Origin of the sequence: Lacticaseibacillus paracasei subsp. paracasei (assembly GCF_000829035.1) — a bacterium.
Classification (GTDB): Bacteria; Bacillota; Bacilli; order Lactobacillales; family Lactobacillaceae; genus Lacticaseibacillus; species Lacticaseibacillus paracasei.
The window spans coordinates 22,614-40,600 of sequence record NZ_AP012541.1 but is presented as its reverse complement, the minus strand read 5'-3'; the positions used below and the strand labels follow the sequence as shown (position 1 = coordinate 40,600).

Sequence of the window (17,987 nt, the reverse complement as noted above, 5' to 3'; positions counted from 1 at the left end):
TTCAGATTCTTTTGTTTTGTCTTGAAGCCAGCTTATCAATATACAAAAAATGACTAGCTAGGCATTCCCTTGAATCTGATACTGCTTCAAAAACTTTTTCTTCGAAACAACTCGATGATTCGTAACATCTAGATAATCACCTAGATACCCAAGCGCATACATGTTATAGCCAGCAAAACCGCCGCCGATCGTACCAACCGCGGCGGTTTTTAAGTTTGCGCCAAGCGACGGGTTCAGTCCACTCATTAAAATGCGTAGGTGATTGTCTAACCAACATAGATAGTTCTCTTCAAAAGCGGCTTTAACCCAAGCCGGTCGTTCATTGGTTTGACTAATCTCCCAAACGTCAGCTGAACGGCCTTTATAGACAGCTTTCATAATATCCTCGCTTTCTAATCCTTCTCCATTTACAAGCAACTTTCTGAATAGCAAAGCAGCTGTGTCATGGCGCTGCTATATAAAAAATATGCAGATATACGAAAACGCCACAAATCAGGACTGTTCCCCCCAGTCTCGTCAGCCATTGTCCCTTGGAAACCCACATGGCAGCGAGCGTTCTGGTTTGAATATGCTGATGAACGTATATCTCAAAATTGAAGCAAAAGAATAGCCACAATAAGCTGCCTGAAAGAAGCCCCCACCACGACCAGTTTGGCCCTAAGGAACTGACGAAGACACCATAAGGCAGCGCCATCAGTGTGGCTTTTAATCCGCAATACAAATGATAAGGCATCCCCAGTTCTTGATTGACACGAAAGCCATTTCGATAATGCGTTCTCCAGACTGATTTAACTGACATAAAGTGCTCCATCTCGGCATTCTGCAAAAAGTCGATTCTTCTTTTAATTGTAATCGTGCACGGAAATTTTGTGTTCCTCAAAAAATAAACGTTGGGTTTTCGCCGATTAACGTCAATGAGCGGGCTTGTCGTTATTTTTTATTGCCGAAGTTTCAGCACCCACGATGCACAGAACTTAGCTGACCGTACACAAAAACGCCTGAAAACAGGATTGTTAAAAATCTACGTTTTCAGACGTCATTGATTAACTGAATCATTCCGCGAGCAAGAACACAGTCAGGTTAACTGAGGCTCGTTCGATTCATGACTTTTAAAATAATCAGGATAAGTGGTTAAAACTGATTTGACATCTTTACCAACTGCTAACAAGTGATCGGTGGCCATCTGACTTGCCAACTGGATTGAAGTCAATATTTGAGACAGATTTTAAGAGACATTCAGAACCGCGTTTACCTTCCACAGCTCAAATAAATCATTAATCGCGATTAATAACTTATTTGAACCCTGGAAAGCATTAAATCAGGCGGCCATTTGGCTCGTAAGTGTTGCAATTTCAACTTGTAAGGGGGTCTGGTAGCCCAGTGAACTATGAATTCTCTTCCTATTGTAGAAAGCATGCACATATTCAAAAAGGACGGCAGCGGCAGTTTCATAATCTTCAAAGACCGGCACTGGATAAACACATTCCTTTTTGAGGGAAGCGTGAAAGGATTCCATTGGCGCATTATCATACGGACAACCCTTACGGCTGTATGAGTGGCGGATATGTAGTTCAGTTAAACGTTGATTGTAATCATCGCTGGTATACTGTGATCCTAAATCCGTATGGATAATCAGGTCCCCAGTAATGGTTCGATTTTTAACCGCGCTTTCAAGGGTCTTTAAGACTAAATCAGTATCCATCTTTTTTGAGAACGAATAGCCGATAATCCGTCGTGAGTGCAGGTCCATGATGGTTGATAAGTAACACCAGCCATTACGCTTCGTTTGAATATAGGTCATATCAGCGGTCCATTTTTGATTTAAACCAGTGGTCGAGAAATCCTGCTTAAGCAAGTTGGGACGCTGTTCAACCTTGGTTTTGGAAGCCGAAGCCGCTTTCCACTTATTGACGGTAACGGAGTGGATATCCAGTTCCTTCATGAGCCGGGAAATCCGTCGTGGACTGCACCGAAGCTGCAGTGGTTGAAGTTCCAGATTCAATTCATGGTGGATCTTCATAACACCGTATCGCTGCTTAAATTCCGCAAAGATCCCCAGAATCCGTTGTTTCAAGTCCGCATCTTCGGCCCGGCATTTTGAAGGTTTGGGGGATCGATAACGATAATACTGAGCTCTGGAAACACCGAGGATTCGGCACATCTTGGTTACCTGGTGGTGATGGCTTTCTTGGTGAATGTAATCAAAGATATTGGTTACTTCTGCGCAAGGAAGCCCAGGGCTTTTTTTAGGATTTCGTTCTCCTCAGACAGCGAAGCCAGTCGCTTTTCCATCGCTTTGATTTCGTCTGGCGATTTACCGGATTGAGTTTTGGCCTGGCCCTGGATCCACTTATGAACTGTTGAATAGCCAATGCCATATTCTCTGGCCAGTTGAGCAGCTGATTCGCCTTGCTTATATAGGTTGATAATGTTTTGTTTGAATTCTTTGTCGTAACGAGTTGGCATGTAAAAATTCCTTCCTTTTGAGAGACGATTTATTCATTATACCCTCTCTTAAAAGTTGTCTCAGGAATCAGCTTACATCCACAGTTTATTAATCGGCATCTGTAATCAAAGTGATTATCCTCCCCGATTTCTTGAATCGGGGGTTTTTAAAGTCTAACTAACTATATGTTTGGAAATTGCTATAAATCATTAACAACAAGCCGCCGTCGTTCCAACCTGAACTGAGGTGAAAAATGAAAAACAAATTTAGGATTAGTCCCCCTCTTATACTATTCTCACTAACTTTTATCGGTGTTCTATTGATGTCTAACTGGGTTCTCCTTCAAACCGCTAGCTGCTTTTTGGGTTCTCTGTTGTGCCATCATGACTCTGAATGTGGGTTATCTAGAGCAACCAATTAAGAAAACTAAAAATTGGACGAAGGTAGCTCTCTACATTGCCTTAGGGCTGAGCTTATTCATGCTTCTGATGTCTACACATGAAACAAGTTTGTCAACGGGTGGGGAAGTTCCAACCAGTGTCATGTACGATTCTCGCCCCATACCTATAACCATCAAAAACAAGCATTACGTGTTAACAGTTTCTGAAAGAACTACTATGATTATGACTATTCGTTATAATGTCTACCAACGTAAGGGCGTGTTTTATACTAGAATAAATACAGCTCCATATATCGTCGCCTCAACGAATTCACGACTCACTAAAACTCATACTTGGATATTTAAAAACAGCGTTGTTAAGAATCAAGACATCAACCTAAACCATAATACCCAACTCATGAACTGGAGTTCTCACCTTTGGCATTCAGATATCGCCACTCATCCTTAATGCCACTTTGCTTTCTATCAGCAACTCAAAATCAACCTCAGAAAGGATTCCTCATGTTGCGTCTGATAGTCATATTAGTCATCTTCGCAATTTTCTTTGTGCCAGCACGAATCATTCGAGTCGAAGATGAGAAAGCTATTTCCTTTCAGCAGGAAAGACTTCCGCAGATGACCCGAGAACAAATCTACCATGCGCGTGTTTTTTATAAGAAAACAATTTACGCACGGCATCTGCTACTCAGAATATTGCGAATTATTTCGCGCATCTTCTTGATCATAACGGCGACACTTTTTGTCGGTGCAGTAAGTATTCAGTTTGGACTGCTTTTCAATCTCGTTCCCGTTGGCATGACTCGCCTCTGGGCCTTAAGCCAATCAGATGGCTCGCGGAATTTGCTGCTGATTTTGGCAAGCATCGTGGGGTCCTTTGGTGTCATGACGTGGTGGTATCAATATTCCCGCTTACTGGCGCTCATTGAAGATGCCAGCCATCGACCCGAAGACTTACTATGGACTTCGCCAACCATCTTGCAGCGACAAAAAGAATGCTACTTGTTTATGCTAGTTATGTTCCTGATGGTGGTGTATGGTTTCACCTTCCTAGCCGTCACCAACGGCATCCCAAGTTCAGTAACGCCGTATTATTTACCCAAGATTTTCTTTTAATCGACTGGTTTACAGTCATCAGCACGAAAATCACAGTAAGTTTAAATTCGATCAACCATGTACTAAAAGAAGGTTCCGCAGACAATCAAGTCAGTTGCGGAGCCTTTTTTGTGCAAAACGTTTATAGCTTTATTTGCATCCCAAGGAACGATTATTGAGGAAAATAGGCATATCATTTCGCTTCGCTAGGCTTCACCTTAAAGTTATGTACCAACCGCGGCCAAACATGCTCGTCTGCCCATGCAATGATGATGCCGTTGCCGAGAAATGAGAACAATGTCGCGATATTGATGCCTAAGAGCTTACCTGTCGCGATCCACGCAACTACGATCACGATGATTGGGGGGATAAAATCAGTAATCTGGGAAGCAGTGGCGTTGCCTTGAAAATAGAGAAATCGCAGGATATTGGTGGTGTCATCGTTTGGATGCATGATGATGTTGGCGCGTTGATAGAGCGAAATCGCTACACAAAAACAGAAGACCCCGAAGCAGGAGACGAAAATGCGCGCCACCATTGGCCAGTTGCCAAGTCCGAGCCATGTGAATAGCCAAGTAAAGACATTGACAAAATAGCTGAAGAACAGTGTATAAATCACTTCGCCGATCAACCGCGGCCAATCCCAGCGCCGAATTAACAACAGATTCGATAGCGCGTTCAGTACCCCAAAGGTAAACAGTACCGCGCCAATATTCCACCCTTGCCAGTCATTCAAGTTAATGGCGGCCGCCGTCCATAAGCCACTGCCCATAGCCCCAACAATACAAAGGCCATTTCCGGCAGCGTTCAGAACTAAGCCAACCATCAAACCGATCCAGCGTTCTGTTTTCGTATTTTTAATGCGATGACCTTCTTTCTGTCAATATACTTGTCAAAAGCATATTGCCTATTATAAACGCCCAGCCCCGCTGATGAAAATCCGTCAGTAGGACTGAGCGTTTATTTTTTTGACATACTGCTTCTTTTACCGGTCGCACCTGCGCTAAGTTCGCAGTCCGATTAAAGTTCCCCGCCTTTTTCAAAGCTTGGTGTCATTTTCTCCGCGCGGATGCAAACCAGCTGGTGTAAGAGGTATTGTAGGTCATTCGTGATCGTCGCTGCCGTTTCGGCGTTCAACGCATCATGCCACGCTGGCAGATCTTCTGGTTTGACATCGGCAAAAGCCGCATCCCCTTTGGCCACAGCGGCACGGCCGGCAGCGAAACCAAACTTGCGACTTTCAGATACGGCGAACTCGGCATCCCAGTCATGTTCTGCAAACAACGGATCAGCCACCATAGCGATTAGCTTGTTGAGCCAATAGAAGCTATCGGTTGAACTTTTATCAATCGGCGTGTACTGGAAATTCTCCGGTGTCGTTGTGCAATTGGCGAAAAATGGTACCGGGCTGTTGAAAATATTAACGCCTTCCGCAAGCCAGTGAATGGCAGCATGACTCTTCGGCATATTTGGCCGAATTTGTAGAATATGCATTTCTTGATTGCGATTCATGCCAATCGGACGATAGCGCCGCCGCGTCTCAGGCGTGCCGGTCTGCCCGTAAGGATCAAAGTCGGTGGCTTGGTAATGACTGCTCAATACCATCGCTACATCTTCGACTGAAATCAAGTGACTCGGGACACGACTAAACGGCATCGTTCGGCTTTCAGGATCTTGATCAATTTCAGGATTCAGCATTTTCTGGGCATACCAAACCCGCGGCGTATTGTAATAATGATCGGCCTGCGTATCTTCACCGAAAATGTCTCGAAAATTGAACCCTTCCTTTGCCTTATTCAAATGATACTTAGCTGCAAAGTCTTTGAGATCAGCACTGTACTTGTAATGTTCCGGTGCCTGAAAATCAATCTCCTGAATACCAGTTTGATTCGGAGCCAGCACATAACGATCATCAGGAATCCGTTCCGCCGCCCAGTGATGGCCGCCAACTGTTTCAAAATACCAGATTTCGTTAGCATCAGAAAAGGCGATCCCATTACTTTCGCAGGTACCATACTTGGTGACCAACTCGCCCAGGCGTTCGACACCTTCGCGAGCGTTGTGAATATAAGGCAATACCACCGTCAACATGGCCTCTTCACCAATACCGTCCGGCTCAAGCGGGTCCAATCCCAGCATTGTGGTGTTTGTGAACTCAGTTTCAGTTGCACTCATCGCCACATTCTCGCTGTTGATACCAGCTTCACCCCAAGTCCCATGACTTTGATCAGCAACCGGCGTGCAAGTATACTGCAACGGTGTTTGCGGTAAATCCAACTGAAACCCATTCAATGTCGATACGTACCGTTGCGGCTGATCAGCCGGCTGCACAACAATGAAACGCTTCGGATTAATCCCACCGCTAGCATCCTCATTTCGCGCAATCATCGTCGATCCATCAACCGACGCCTTCTTACCAACAAGCAACGCTGTACAACTCAAGTGATTCACAAACTGATCCATAGCCACGCTTCCTTTCAGATGACTTTATGATAGCACTGGTTCGTACTAATGATGCTGAAAAGTAAAAGGGAGAGGCGAACGTGGTAAGTTAGATGGTCATTTTTGGAATGTTTGGCATTTTATGATTTAGTCGATATTGTTGCTTGTTTAAACGTTTGACATGTTGAACACATGGGGATAAAATCGGTTCGTAGCATGAATTATACTTCTGGCTTTTTAGTCGCAAGGGGGAAAATCAAAATGGAATCAAATAATTTAGCGTCTCAGATCACAAAATTTGTTGGAGAAAAGCACCGTATTGTTAAAGCGGAAGAAATTTACACTGCTTTTAAAGAAGAATTTTCTGACGGACAAATCGCTGGCGTATTACGGCGACTTCGGACAACCGGTCGTTTGGTTTCTCCAAAACGTGGATATTACGAAAACACTAAGTCTAGTAATGTTCTGGCAGAGTTAGTCAAAGATATTTCTAACCTAATTCAAAAGTACAATACTTCTGTCCCCATCACCGTTTTCAATGGCCTCAATGCAGCAGACAGAAAAAAGTATACAGAGACACTTGATAAATTAATGGCATGTCAAAAGTCAATTGAGAGCTAAGATCAAATAGCGACTTAGCTTAAGGGGCTTATGAGAAAGATTTAAGCTCATAAAGCTCTCTTTTCGGTTCAAGAAATGGGCGTTTTTTCCTATACTAAACCTTCGTCGAACCAAGTACTTAAACTGATCATCGGCACCATCATTGGCCTCTTTGTGCTCGGTCACCTAACACCAACACTGGCAGTCAGAACGCAGCTTTTGATGCATGGATACTTTCAAAGTGCCTTTTGCGCGAAGATTGCGCGGTCATCCGAAAATGCTTATGCTCCTGCGTATAGTCATGACAATGATGGCACTGTCTATTACGTTAAGCCTTCACCGGTTTCCCACGAAGAACTCAAAATGACGAGTGCCCGGCCGAATCGTTACGCTGTTCAGACATTTGGTTTGAGCTTTGCCACCATGACTTGGTATAACTGATGTCAATTGAACGCAGGTCCACTCTCCTTCGTGACGGCAATATTTGCTGTTATCACAATGACTATGGCTCTGGTTCAGCTACTATATACTAGGACATCAGCGCCAATAACACTCGCTGCCCTTACGCCGAAATTTGATGAGTCAACTGTCCCCTTTTTAAATAAATCGACACTAAAAGCCGCTCGATCAGCGAATCGAGCGGCTTTTGCTTGCTACAATGACTTATTTAACAAACCCTAACGTCTGCGCAATCAGGTAAAGGTTCAAAATGATCAGGACCCCACTGATGAACCATGCTGTCCACTTCACCCAAGCACGGTTGGCGAACTCACCCATGATTTTTTTATCACTAGTGTAGAGCACTAGCGGGATGACGGCGAATGGTAATGCGATACTGAGGAAGACCTGCGAGAAGGTCAACAGGTTTTCGATTTTGGCTTCGTTGCCATGGTAGTAAATCGCGAAGATGAGCACTGGGGTCACGGACATGAGCCGAGTCAAAAGTCGTTGGGCCCAGAGCGGCATTTTCAAATGAATGAAGCCTTCCATGATAATCTGACCGGCAAGTGTTCCTGTAATCGTGGAGCTTTGGCCGGATGCGAGCAGCGCAACCGCGAACAACATGGAAAGCATCGGGCTGGCGATCGCACCGACAATCTGGGAGTTGCTTAATGCGTTGAAAAGATCAACGAAGCGGCCAACTGAGCTACTGGTGCCGAAGAACAGCGCTGCGCCAAGAATCAGCAGTAGTGAGTTGACAATGAAAGCCATGGTCAGTTGCAGGTTGGAATCAATGGTGGAGAACTTAATCGCCTTTTTGACTTCTTCGTGCTTCGTGCGATCAATTTTTCGTGTTTGCGAAATCGAGGAGCCGAGGAACAGGTCATGCGGCATCACCGTGGCACCAACAATCCCCAAAGAGAGATAGAGCATTGATTTGTTGGTCACGATATCCGCGTGTGGCAGATAGCCTTTCAGCAGTTCCGGGACATTTGGTTGCGCGAGAATCACTTCATAAGCGAAAACCAATAAGATAACCAGCACTAAGGTCGCAACAACCGCCTCAATCTTACGGAAACCGAGGCGCATGAGCAGTAAGAGGATCAGCACATCGGCGGTCGTGATAATGATGCCGACAATCAGCGGCATGTTGAACAGTAACTTCAAGGCAATGGCAGAGCCAATGATTTCGGCGATATCAGTCGCCATAATCGCAAGTTCTGTAATGACCCAAAGAAAACCGCCCATCGCTTTGCTGGTGTGATCACGTGTCATCTGCGCTAAATCTCTGCCGGTCACAATACCAAGACGAGCCGCCATGGCTTGCAGCAGCATCGCAATCAGACTGGAAATAAGAATGACAGATAGCAAGGAATATTTAAATGAAGCGCCACCGGCAATACTGGTGATCCAGTTACCAGGATCCATATACCCAACGGCAACTAGGATGCCTGGGCCAGTATAAGCTGCTAAAGTTTTCCAAAAGCCCGCATTGTGCGGTACTTCAACACTGCCATTCACCTCATCAAGACTTTTGCTTGGCGTATCTTCGAAGTGAATAATGTGTTCGCGTTTTGATTTTTTATCTTCTGATGCCATTGTGTGAAGCCCTCTTTCCATTGGCTTGAAATTTGGGTCTAATTTGAGTATTTACTCAACATCGTCCGACATAAATATACACCCTTTTGGATACAGGTCAAGAAAAAGGTTAGGCTTGCTTAACTTATTCGCCAAAATCGCTATTGAGGCAACAGGCTGCGTGCTATAATGGGACCAACTTGTTGACTTTAAGTTTTCACTCAAACCCATGAGAAGGGATCCTGACGTATGGCCAGCTCAGCAGACAACATCTTGCATCAGACGCAACTTTTTACCAATTTCACCGCTAAGCAGAAACTCATCATCATTGCGGCCATTGAGGTTTTTGCTGAAAAAGGATACGCCGCGGCCAGTACCAAAGAAATTGCTTTGCGAGCTGGGGTGGCCGAGGGGAATATTTACAGCCGCTTTACCAATAAACGCGGCTTGCTCAATGCCATCATCGCACCGGTGCTGAGTCAAATGTTCCCTGATGAGTTGGACGATTTCATTAAGTCTCGCCTCCATCAGGACTATGTCTCATTGGAAACTTTCTTGACGGTGTTAATAAAGGATCGCGTGACTTTTTTAAAAGATAATGCCCAGATCATCAAAATTGTACTGTCGGAATTACTGAATGATACGCAGGTGCGGGCTCAGGTCGTTGATGGTTTCACCACCCATTATTGGGAATCCATGACACATGACCTGAACGCGATGGTAAAGCGCGGTTTGATTGTTGATTGGCCGCTTGAAGATATTCTGCGAACAATGTGGTCGATGACCGGTGGCTTGATTTTAGGCTTCTTGTATTTTGACCAACCTTTGGACGCCAATACCGTCAATCACGCGATCACCGCCGCTATCAAGGCCTTATCGCCGAACTAGCCACCTGCTACTTACCGCTCACTTCTGTTTTGAAAAGGACTTTTGCTAATGCCAACCCCTACTGAAACCTGGCGTCCGGTCACGCGCGACGATGCGTCAGGACTGACACAATTACAAATTGATTTTGGTATCACCGATGAAATGCTGGGATACGCCCGTGACGATTACGAGCAACCGCATATGGAATACGATGCAGAGAGTGACACTTTTCTGCTGATTTATAATGTGCCTAGCGATAAACCTGATACCGATGGCTACCTTTCTGAACCCATGGCGTTTCTCGTCACCGATGACCGCCTCATCACAGTTGGCAGCCATGATGTGAACAATACCAATGCCGCCATCGCCAAAACGGTTGCGCGATTTGGCAGCGAATCGGTATACAGCCTTTTGTGGCAATGCCTGCTTGCTATCACCGATAATTTTGTCACACTGGTGAAGCAGCAAGACGCCACTCGTCGTCAAATTGCCACACGCTTACGTGAACACACGACCAAAAAAGACTTGTTGAAAATCGCCGAACTTGCCTTGAGTGCTGATTTTTTGGTTCGAGCAACGATCCAAAATGCCGCTGTTTTGAAACAGATCCACGCGTCAACCCGTGTGCCTGGCATCACTGGCACACAAGGGGAACAACTGGAGGATGTCATCATTGAAGCCGATCAGATTGCGGAAATGATGAACTTGTCTTCCCACACCTTGGATCACTTAACGGATAGCTACAACACCGTTTTGAATAATAACTTGAATGACATCATGCGGTTCATGACAGTATGGTCGATTTTGCTCACCGTGCCGACCATCGTTTCCGGCTTTTTTGGCATGAACGTGCCCCTGCCTTTCGCCCACGAACCACTCGGCTGGATTATCACGATTATCATCGCGGCCATCTTGTGGATCGCATTGGGATTGCTGCTTAATCGGTACATTCGGAAAAATTGAACAATCTAACTCAGCCGTGCCAAACTCCGCAATCTCCGGCATGGCACTGGGGTCTTTAAAGCTCACTAGGTCATTCATGGGAAAGAAAAGAACGTTTCCCATTATGCGAAAAATTATTCGCCTTTACTTAGCTTTGCTTTGGCGCTGAAGCCGGCGTCCAATTGTATTATTCAGGGTTCGTGCGCCTAAACCGAGGGCAATCACAACAAGAATCCACTTCGGCAGCAGCAAGCCCACCAGAATGTAAACAATGGCGACGAGCACCATGAGTGATACCGCGCGATATTCCTCCCAATCATGGGCATTTAGGTTTTCCTTTTTTGGTCGTTCGCCAATGACGGATCGGAACAAAATAAATTGAAACAAATCGACCATAAAAATAATGATGGCAAATAATGTTGCACTGATCCGACTGCCTGGATGGTCACCGATGAAACTGGTCGCAAATGGCACTAAACAGATGAACACAAGATAGAAAAAATTTAATACTAAGAAATTAGTGCTCGGTTGCGTAACGGTATGTAGTAGTTCTTGGTGAAATGTCCAGTATTGGCCGACCACCGCAAAACTGATAAAGTAAATGACGACAGAGAAACCAGTCGCATAAAGATCTGCTATGGTCAGTGTTTTAGGCACCTTAATGTCCAACACCATTAATGTCAGCACAACCGCAAAAACGCCGTCAGAAATGGCATCAAGTCGGCTCTTACTATTTTCAAACATGTGCATCTGTCCCTTCTTCGCTTTTTATCATAACCCCAAATGACGGTGCTTTAGCGTATGATTGACCTATCAACGTTCGACAGCGTAAAAAAACTGTGAGTGCCCCATGGTCACAGTCCGACCTGACACACGGCATTTCTAAATGCGCTAGATGACGTCCATTCAAATTCTTGGAGGAGCAATATGAATTTTTCGATCTTTGCCTTTCTACTGATTGCCGGGATCGGTGCTGGACTAACGTCTACTTTAGCTGGCTTGGCTTCACTGGTTTCGTACCCAGCCTTGCTTGCAATTGGCGTGCCGCCGGTCATTGCTAACGTCACAAATACCGCAGCACTCGTTTTTACTGGGGTTGGCTCGGCTGTATCCTCACTGCCAGAACTCCGTGGCCGCGGTAAATTTCTCTGGCGGCTGATCTTACTGGTATCACTTGGTAGTATTTTTGGCAGTGCCTTGTTGCTGATCGCCCCGGCAGCCACATTTGAAAAAGTTGTGCCTTTCTTCATCATTGCCGCGGGCCTGTTACTACTCTTCAGCGGCCGACTGCCAACTCAAGAACATCGTCCCGGAGAACCGGCACGCACCTTAACATTTGGACAAGAAGCCGCTCAAACCATCGTCATTTTTGTTACTGGCGCCTATGCTGGCTATTTCGGCGCCGCTACGGGTGTGGTCATGCTGGCAACCTTAACCTTGACCGTTGATCAACCTTTCATCGTCTCCAATTCCATGAAGAATTTGACCGGATTCGCCGCCAATGCCATCGCCACCGTCATTTACGCCTTCACCACCAAAATTGAATGGCTCATGGTCATCCCGCTCGGCATCGGTCTGTTCATCGGTGGCTATATCGGCCCCATCATTGCCCGCCGCCTGCCGGTTCAACTGTTACGATTCATCATCGCAGCCTTAGCCTTTTTGTTAGCAGCCAAGTTATTTGCGCAGGCTTATCTTTAACCAGTATTAAAAAGCAGTATCGCTTGCCTTCACAAGTGATACTGCTTTTTAATTACTCAAAACAGCCACACCGCTAACCCAAACAAAACAAGATGGACCAGTAATCTGATGATGTGATGATTCACATGCGGTTTACCGTATACCGCGACGCCATTGAACCATGTCACCGTGGACAAAGCCAATAACCCAATCAATAAAACGGTGAGCGCACTGAACTTATCAGGAATAATTGCCGCAGTCATCACTAAGGCCGCAGCCAGGGCCGTCAGTTGGTCTAAACGGACATCCCCTTGTTTTTTCTGCCATGCTTGCCACGCTGTTAATAACATCAAAAAGCCGTATACACCAATTGCCACACGTATTGAGATAACTGCCATTAGCCTAGCCTTCTTGCGCTTGTAACACCTGATCCATCACATGCAAGACGCCGAATTCATCGTTACTCCGCGTGCGATATTTGGCATGTTGCGCCATGCCTTGCGTTGCATTGGCCATGATGTAACTGTAACCAACCGTTTCTAGCATTGGAATATCATTATCATAATCGCCAAACGCCATCATTTGTGTCGTAGGAATATCAAAATGACGACTCAAAATTCGCATGCCGCGGCCCTTGTTCACGCCGAGGTTCTGAATATCTAGCCAAGTCTCACCGCTGACTTGAACGGTATAATTCTTGCCAAATACTGGGCGGAAATAACGTTCGGAATTTTTGCGGCTGTCTTTATTTGGAAAATAAATTGTCACCTTATCAACTGCCAGCGACTGCGTTAACAAATCCGGCACCTTTTTCAATTGGTGATAAAACGGCAAAAGAGCTGGTGAATATTGGGCATCAGTAGCATTAATATACGCGGCATCCAAAGCACACAGGACAGGAACACCGTCTGTTTTCGTCATGATAAATTGCACGATCTCACGATATTTTTCCTCAGGGATCAGGCTTTTCCCGATTAATTGGCCGTGCGAATAAACAAGGCCGCCGTTATCGCAGACCATCGAAATTCGGTCACTAAAGTGTGGGAAAGTTTCCTGTAGCGTATAAAGCGGCCGTCCACTAGCCACGGCAAACTCAATGCCAGCCTCGCCAAGGCGATGAAGATAACGATCAAAATGCGGCGGCAAGGTCCCTGCACTTGTCAGTAAAGTCTGGTCCATGTCACTCGCAATTAATTTTACATTCTGCATGCTAATTCCCCTATATTATTTGTCTAATTTCACTTGCTATAATTTAATGCGGTGCGCCTTTAGTCACGACATTTTCGATCACCGCCGCAATCTGTTCAGAATGCTCAACCGTGCCATTTTTCAACCATTTTGTCAGCACGCCAATTGCCCCGTCAATGAAGAACGCGTAGTAGTAAGTGAGAACACTTTTGTCGGTCTCACCATACCACGATTGATAGCTGGTTTCTGTTTTTTGTCGAATTGGATCCGTTATCTTCTTCAACACCACGCTATCAGGATTATTCAAAATAATCGCTGCTGCTTGCGGCTGATTGGCAATGACATTTAAAATCGGCACCAACCATGTGGCCATATCGTTTATTTTAACCGTTAGATAAGGCCGAATTGCCTCGACCAAATCCATTTCAATGCGTTCGAACAAATCGCGTGGAGATTGAAAATGTAAGTAAAACGTCCCGCGATTCAAATCTGCCTGTCGACAAAGCTCAGTCACCGTGACCTCATCCAATGGTTTCGTCGCCAAAATATGCAACAAAGCGTCTTTAAATCGATCCGTCGTATACTGAACCCGCCGATTATCCTTCGTCCCCGACATCGTCATCCTCCGAACATCATTTGAACAAGTTGTCCATTTAAAAACAAAACGACCATTTCTGTCCTTGAACGGCCGGTTTAAATCTAACATAATGTTATGAAATGGACAATGTGTTGAAGAGCGTGAGCAGGCGCGGTTAGAAGAGCGTGAACAGGCCCGCTTAGAAACCGGAGCATAAGCGGCCTATGGCTGGGCTTTGGCCATTTAGGCTTGAGGTCCTTATGTGCAGGTTTCTGGGCCTGTGAACGCGTCTAAGAACTTCACACATTGCTCACCATCCACGCTAGGAGGCAATCATGGCATATATCGAAGTCAAACATGAATCAAAACGTTACAAAATGGGCGAAACCATCATTACAGCAAATAACGACATTAATTTTACGGCTGATCAAGGCAAATTAACCGTGATTCTTGGTCCCAGCGGTGCCGGTAAATCAACCTTGCTCAATATCCTCGGTGGCATGGACTCCCCCACTGAAGGCGAGGTATGGATTGACGGCACCGATATTGCGACTTTTTCTGATCGTCAACTGACCGCTTTTCGCCGGCATAATGTTGGCTTCGTGTTCCAGTTTTACAATCTGATTCCGAACCTGACAACAAGGGAAAATGTTGAACTGGCTGGCTCAATTGTCAAAGACGCCTTGGATCCGACAACCGTTTTAAAGCAAGTCGGCCTAGGTGCGCGACTAGATAATTTTCCGTCGCAGCTGTCTGGCGGTGAGCAACAACGGGTGGCCATTGCTCGGGCGTTGGCGAAAAACCCGAAGCTGCTGCTTTGTGATGAACCAACTGGTGCCTTGGATTATCGAACCGGCAAACAAGTCTTGCAGTTGTTACAGGATGCCAGTCGTAAAGATCATAAAACCGTCATGATCATTACCCATAATGCAGCGATTGCCAAAATGGCTGACCGGATCATCGAAATTAATGATGCGCAGGTTCGCAGTATTCACGATGAACCGCAGCCAACGCCTGTCGCAGACATTGAGTGGTAGGTGAGTCACGTCATGAAACCATTAACCAAAAATCTTTGGCGGAACATTCGCGACTCTTTGGGCCGGTTCATCGCCATTGTCATTATTATCATGCTAGGTGTCCTGCTGTTCGTCGGCGTCAAGGCCACGGGCCCGGCACTTAAGGATTCTCTAAACACCACAGTGAAAGCCGATCATCTGGCTGATAGTCAGTTGCTGGCAACGACTGGTGTCAGTAAGGCTCAAGTTAAAGCCGCTGAATCAGTTAGCGGCGTGCAGGCAGAAGCCGTCAAGTTTAAGTATGTCATAGGCGGCCGCGCCAGCGATGTTGTTGCGCTTTACGGCTATCAAAAAGGGACAACCATCAATCGACTGCATCTCACCAGCGGACAGCTGCCAACGCAAGCCAATCAGATTGTCCTCGACACGGCAGCTAAAAAAAGCGGCTATCAACTTGGTCAAACTTACACCTTCACCAGCGGCAGCAAGCTTGCTCGACGTACTTTTAAAATTAGCGGTTTTGCTGATTCGCCAGCCTACATCGAAGACACTAGTCGTGGGTCAGCGAATATCGGTGATGGCACCGTGCGTTATTTTGCCTACATCCCAGCAAGTCAGATGAAGATGCCGGTCGCCTCGCAGCTCAACATTCGCTTCCCAGCTTTGCAAACACGCGATACCTTCAGCAACCGTTACAAGGACGCCGTTGCTACAAAAATGAAATTGGTGAAACAGCGCGTGAAGGCGCAAGGCGAAAAGGATCTGCGAGCAGCAGTATATGCCAACATTGTTAAAACCGCTACGGCCAAAGCTCAAGCACAATTAGCGGCGTCAGGCATGCCGGCAGCCGCCGTTGCCGCAGCTGCCGATCAAGCTATCAAGCCGCAACTATCAACCTTTCAGCAACAGGCCACTGTCACAGCTCGCAAACAACTGTCAACCAGCCTCACATGGCAAACTCGGGAAGATCTGCCTGGCTTTGGCGATTACGGCGGTTCTGCTGATCGAATTGCCGCCATTGCCAATGTTTTCCCAGTTTTCTTCTTTCTTGTCGCTGCGCTGATTACTTTCACCACGGTCAGTCGCATGGTCGAAGAAGCCCGCGCGCAAATCGGCACATTCAAGGCGCTTGGTTACGGCAAATGGGCGATTGCGCGCAATTACCTCGCCTATGCTGCCTTAGCTGGTTTATTAGGTGGGATCATCGGGGTTTTTGCTGGCAACTTGAGCATTCCGCGCATTGTCTTGAGCTTGTATAAAAATTACATTCCGCTCCAACAAGTCGTCTCCTTGCAATGGCCGTTGATCGCCTTGTCATTGTTATTGGCGCTGATCGCAACATTAGGGGCCGCCGCCATTGTGGTCCGCAATGAACTAACCGAAAAGCCGGCTGCCTTGATGCGGCCGCGAGCACCGAAATCAGCCAAACGCATTTTGCTGGAGCGGATCACGCCGCTTTGGTCGCGTCTGTCTTTTAACCAAAAAGTCAGCTATCGTAATCTTTTCCGATACAAATCACGGCTGGTGATGACCATTCTTGGGATTGCTGGCGGCACCGCCTTGATCCTCACCGGGTTTGGCATCAAAGACTCAATCACTGCTACTGGTGTTCAACAGTATGGTGATGTCATCCATTATCAAGCCATTGTGCGATTGGCTGATGGCAAAAAGCCAGCTGCGGCCCGCGACATTCTGGCTAAAAGCAAAGCTTATCGCAGCGCGGGCACGGTTAGCGGCGCGGTGGCTAAGCTCAGTGCTAAAGGCCATAGCCTGAGCGATGTTAATTTGTTTGCCCCAGCAAACGGCAACGATCTTGAACCTTATGTCAGTCTCCGTTCAACGGCGTCAAATCGCAAACTGACCTTGCCGCGCCACGGTATCGTGATCACCAGCAAACTGGCTAAGGCACTCAACGTGACAACGGGCGATACCCTTAAAGTCGCCACAACTAATGGTCAGAGCAAGCGATTCACAATTAAAGGCATTGCTAAGAATTACGTTGGCCATTTTGGCTATCTCTCCAACACCGCTTATCACCAGCTCGCTGGTAATAGTGCGAAACCAAACACCTTGCTAGTCCGCTTGCAGCCCCAAAGCAGCAAACAAAATGATCGACTCGCTAAGCAATTGCTCAATCATCACGCGATTGTCGGGATTAGTTTCACGACGACAGCAAAGAAAACGTTAAGCAATATGAGCGGTATGTTAGATCCTATTGTTTTGATTTTTATTCTGCTCAGTGCGGTTTTGTCATTCGTGGTCTTGTACAATCTGAATAACATCAACGTTTCGGAACGCATTCGGGAACTATCCACAATCAAGGTGCTTGGCTTTTTCGATCGCGAGGTCACCATGTACATCAGTCGTGAGAGCATTGTGTTGACAGTGATCGGCATCGTGTTCGGCTATCTGCTCGGCAATTTGCTGACAGCCTACATTTTGTATCAAGCCGAAACTGAGGCCGTGGTTTTTCCACTCACGATCAGCATTGTCGGCTACCTCACGGCCACGTTACTCATGTTGGCCTTCACCGGCGTCGTCACCTGGCTCACGCATCGTCGACTCCAACGGGTGGACATGGTCGAAGCCCTGAAATCAAACGAATAACCTACAATTTTGTCAGGCAGCGTCGTCACGGCGCTGCTTTTTTCATACAAAATTCATCAAAAATTGGGATTAAAAACGTTCATGATCGCAATTTTGAAGCGCAAATGAAGA

General features: G+C 46.3%; 19 protein-coding genes and 1 pseudogene. 8 read left to right on the top strand and 12 right to left on the bottom strand.

Annotation, left to right across the window (positions count from 1 at the left end):
- Positions 1-57: 57 nt before the first annotated feature.
- The 5 genes and pseudogenes from LBPC_RS00205 to LBPC_RS00190 all read right to left on the bottom strand — a co-directional run bounded on the left by LBPC_RS00205 (position 58) and on the right by LBPC_RS00190 (position 2,466).
- Positions 58-378: a hypothetical protein gene (locus LBPC_RS00205; RefSeq protein WP_003562576.1), complete on the bottom strand. Its 321-nt coding sequence runs from the start codon at positions 376-378 to the stop codon at positions 58-60.
- A 64-nt stretch (positions 379-442) separates the two neighbouring features.
- Complete coding sequence (locus tag LBPC_RS00200) at positions 443-799, bottom strand: hypothetical protein (protein WP_016383971.1); 357 nt, start codon at positions 797-799, stop codon at positions 443-445.
- A 276-nt stretch (positions 800-1,075) separates the two neighbouring features.
- Positions 1,076-1,195, bottom strand: a pseudogene (locus LBPC_RS14875) (GntR family transcriptional regulator); the annotation flags it as partial.
- A gap of 123 nt (positions 1,196-1,318) precedes the next feature.
- Positions 1,319-2,197 carry an IS3 family transposase gene (locus LBPC_RS00195; protein WP_274990968.1) on the bottom strand — a complete coding sequence of 293 codons (879 nt, stop codon included), beginning with the start codon at positions 2,195-2,197 and terminating at the stop codon, positions 1,319-1,321.
- Between the two features lie 17 nt (positions 2,198-2,214).
- Positions 2,215-2,466 (bottom strand): IS3 family transposase, encoded by a 252-nt coding sequence (locus tag LBPC_RS00190; RefSeq protein WP_002816285.1) that lies wholly within the window; start codon positions 2,464-2,466, stop codon positions 2,215-2,217.
- 881 nt (positions 2,467-3,347) lie between these two features.
- Here LBPC_RS00190 and LBPC_RS00185 point away from each other — a divergent pair.
- Positions 3,348-3,959, top strand: a complete 612-nt coding sequence (locus tag LBPC_RS00185) for a hypothetical protein (protein WP_032781128.1) — start codon at positions 3,348-3,350, stop codon at positions 3,957-3,959.
- Between the two features lie 172 nt (positions 3,960-4,131).
- On the opposite strand, the gene LBPC_RS00180 is transcribed toward LBPC_RS00185, so the two are convergent.
- On the bottom strand, positions 4,132-4,764 hold the full coding sequence (locus LBPC_RS00180) for a DUF6198 family protein (RefSeq protein ID WP_003662275.1): 633 nt from the start codon (positions 4,762-4,764) through the stop codon (positions 4,132-4,134).
- A 194-nt stretch (positions 4,765-4,958) separates the two neighbouring features.
- Positions 4,959-6,401, bottom strand: a complete 1,443-nt coding sequence (locus LBPC_RS00175) for a C69 family dipeptidase (RefSeq protein WP_003662276.1) — start codon at positions 6,399-6,401, stop codon at positions 4,959-4,961.
- A 240-nt stretch (positions 6,402-6,641) separates the two neighbouring features.
- Between LBPC_RS00175 and LBPC_RS00170 the strand changes: the two genes are divergently transcribed.
- Positions 6,642-7,001 carry a hypothetical protein gene (locus tag LBPC_RS00170; protein WP_003562540.1) on the top strand — a complete coding sequence of 120 codons (360 nt, stop codon included), beginning with the start codon at positions 6,642-6,644 and terminating at the stop codon, positions 6,999-7,001.
- A 75-nt stretch (positions 7,002-7,076) separates the two neighbouring features.
- Positions 7,077-7,421 carry a hypothetical protein gene (locus LBPC_RS00165; RefSeq protein WP_003562527.1) on the top strand — a complete coding sequence of 115 codons (345 nt, stop codon included), beginning with the start codon at positions 7,077-7,079 and terminating at the stop codon, positions 7,419-7,421.
- Positions 7,422-7,643: 222 nt separating this feature from the next.
- Here the strand turns inward: LBPC_RS00165 and LBPC_RS00160 are convergent, their stop codons facing one another.
- The gene (locus tag LBPC_RS00160) at positions 7,644-9,020 is read right to left on the bottom strand and encodes an Nramp family divalent metal transporter (RefSeq protein ID WP_003568512.1); all 1,377 of its coding nucleotides are present in this window, start codon (positions 9,018-9,020) and stop codon (positions 7,644-7,646) included.
- A 228-nt stretch (positions 9,021-9,248) separates the two neighbouring features.
- Here LBPC_RS00160 and LBPC_RS00155 point away from each other — a divergent pair, with 228 nt between their 5' ends.
- The gene (locus LBPC_RS00155) at positions 9,249-9,887 is read left to right on the top strand and encodes a TetR/AcrR family transcriptional regulator (RefSeq protein WP_003662282.1); all 639 of its coding nucleotides are present in this window, start codon (positions 9,249-9,251) and stop codon (positions 9,885-9,887) included.
- A 48-nt stretch (positions 9,888-9,935) separates the two neighbouring features.
- Entirely contained in the window at positions 9,936-10,829 is an 894-nt protein-coding gene (locus LBPC_RS00150; protein ID WP_003568507.1) for a magnesium transporter CorA family protein, read from the top strand.
- A 123-nt stretch (positions 10,830-10,952) separates the two neighbouring features.
- Here LBPC_RS00150 and LBPC_RS00145 read toward each other — a convergent pair whose 3' ends face one another.
- The gene (locus LBPC_RS00145) at positions 10,953-11,558 is read right to left on the bottom strand and encodes a TMEM175 family protein (RefSeq protein WP_003600709.1); all 606 of its coding nucleotides are present in this window, start codon (positions 11,556-11,558) and stop codon (positions 10,953-10,955) included.
- Between the two features lie 177 nt (positions 11,559-11,735).
- On the opposite strand from LBPC_RS00145, the gene LBPC_RS00140 reads away from it, so the two are divergent.
- A complete protein-coding gene (locus tag LBPC_RS00140; protein WP_003662284.1) occupies positions 11,736-12,509 on the top strand; it encodes a sulfite exporter TauE/SafE family protein in 774 nt (257 codons plus the stop codon).
- Positions 12,510-12,565: 56 nt separating this feature from the next.
- Here LBPC_RS00140 and LBPC_RS00135 read toward each other — a convergent pair whose 3' ends face one another.
- From LBPC_RS00135 to LBPC_RS00125, 3 genes are read right to left on the bottom strand one after another with little or no spacing between them, the layout of a single operon-like run.
- A complete protein-coding gene (locus tag LBPC_RS00135) occupies positions 12,566-12,886 on the bottom strand; it encodes a hypothetical protein (protein WP_003662286.1) in 321 nt (106 codons plus the stop codon).
- 4 nt (positions 12,887-12,890) lie between these two features.
- Positions 12,891-13,697 carry a Cof-type HAD-IIB family hydrolase gene (locus tag LBPC_RS00130; protein WP_003662288.1) on the bottom strand — a complete coding sequence of 269 codons (807 nt, stop codon included), beginning with the start codon at positions 13,695-13,697 and terminating at the stop codon, positions 12,891-12,893.
- 43 nt (positions 13,698-13,740) lie between these two features.
- The gene (locus LBPC_RS00125; protein WP_016366194.1) at positions 13,741-14,292 is read right to left on the bottom strand and encodes a TetR/AcrR family transcriptional regulator; all 552 of its coding nucleotides are present in this window, start codon (positions 14,290-14,292) and stop codon (positions 13,741-13,743) included.
- A gap of 296 nt (positions 14,293-14,588) precedes the next feature.
- Between LBPC_RS00125 and LBPC_RS00120 the strand changes: the two genes are divergently transcribed.
- The gene (locus LBPC_RS00120) at positions 14,589-15,290 is read left to right on the top strand and encodes an ABC transporter ATP-binding protein (RefSeq protein WP_003568488.1); all 702 of its coding nucleotides are present in this window, start codon (positions 14,589-14,591) and stop codon (positions 15,288-15,290) included.
- A 12-nt stretch (positions 15,291-15,302) separates the two neighbouring features.
- Complete coding sequence (locus LBPC_RS00115) at positions 15,303-17,876, top strand: ABC transporter permease (RefSeq protein ID WP_003662290.1); 2,574 nt, start codon at positions 15,303-15,305, stop codon at positions 17,874-17,876.
- The last annotated feature ends 111 nt before the right edge of the window (positions 17,877-17,987 follow it).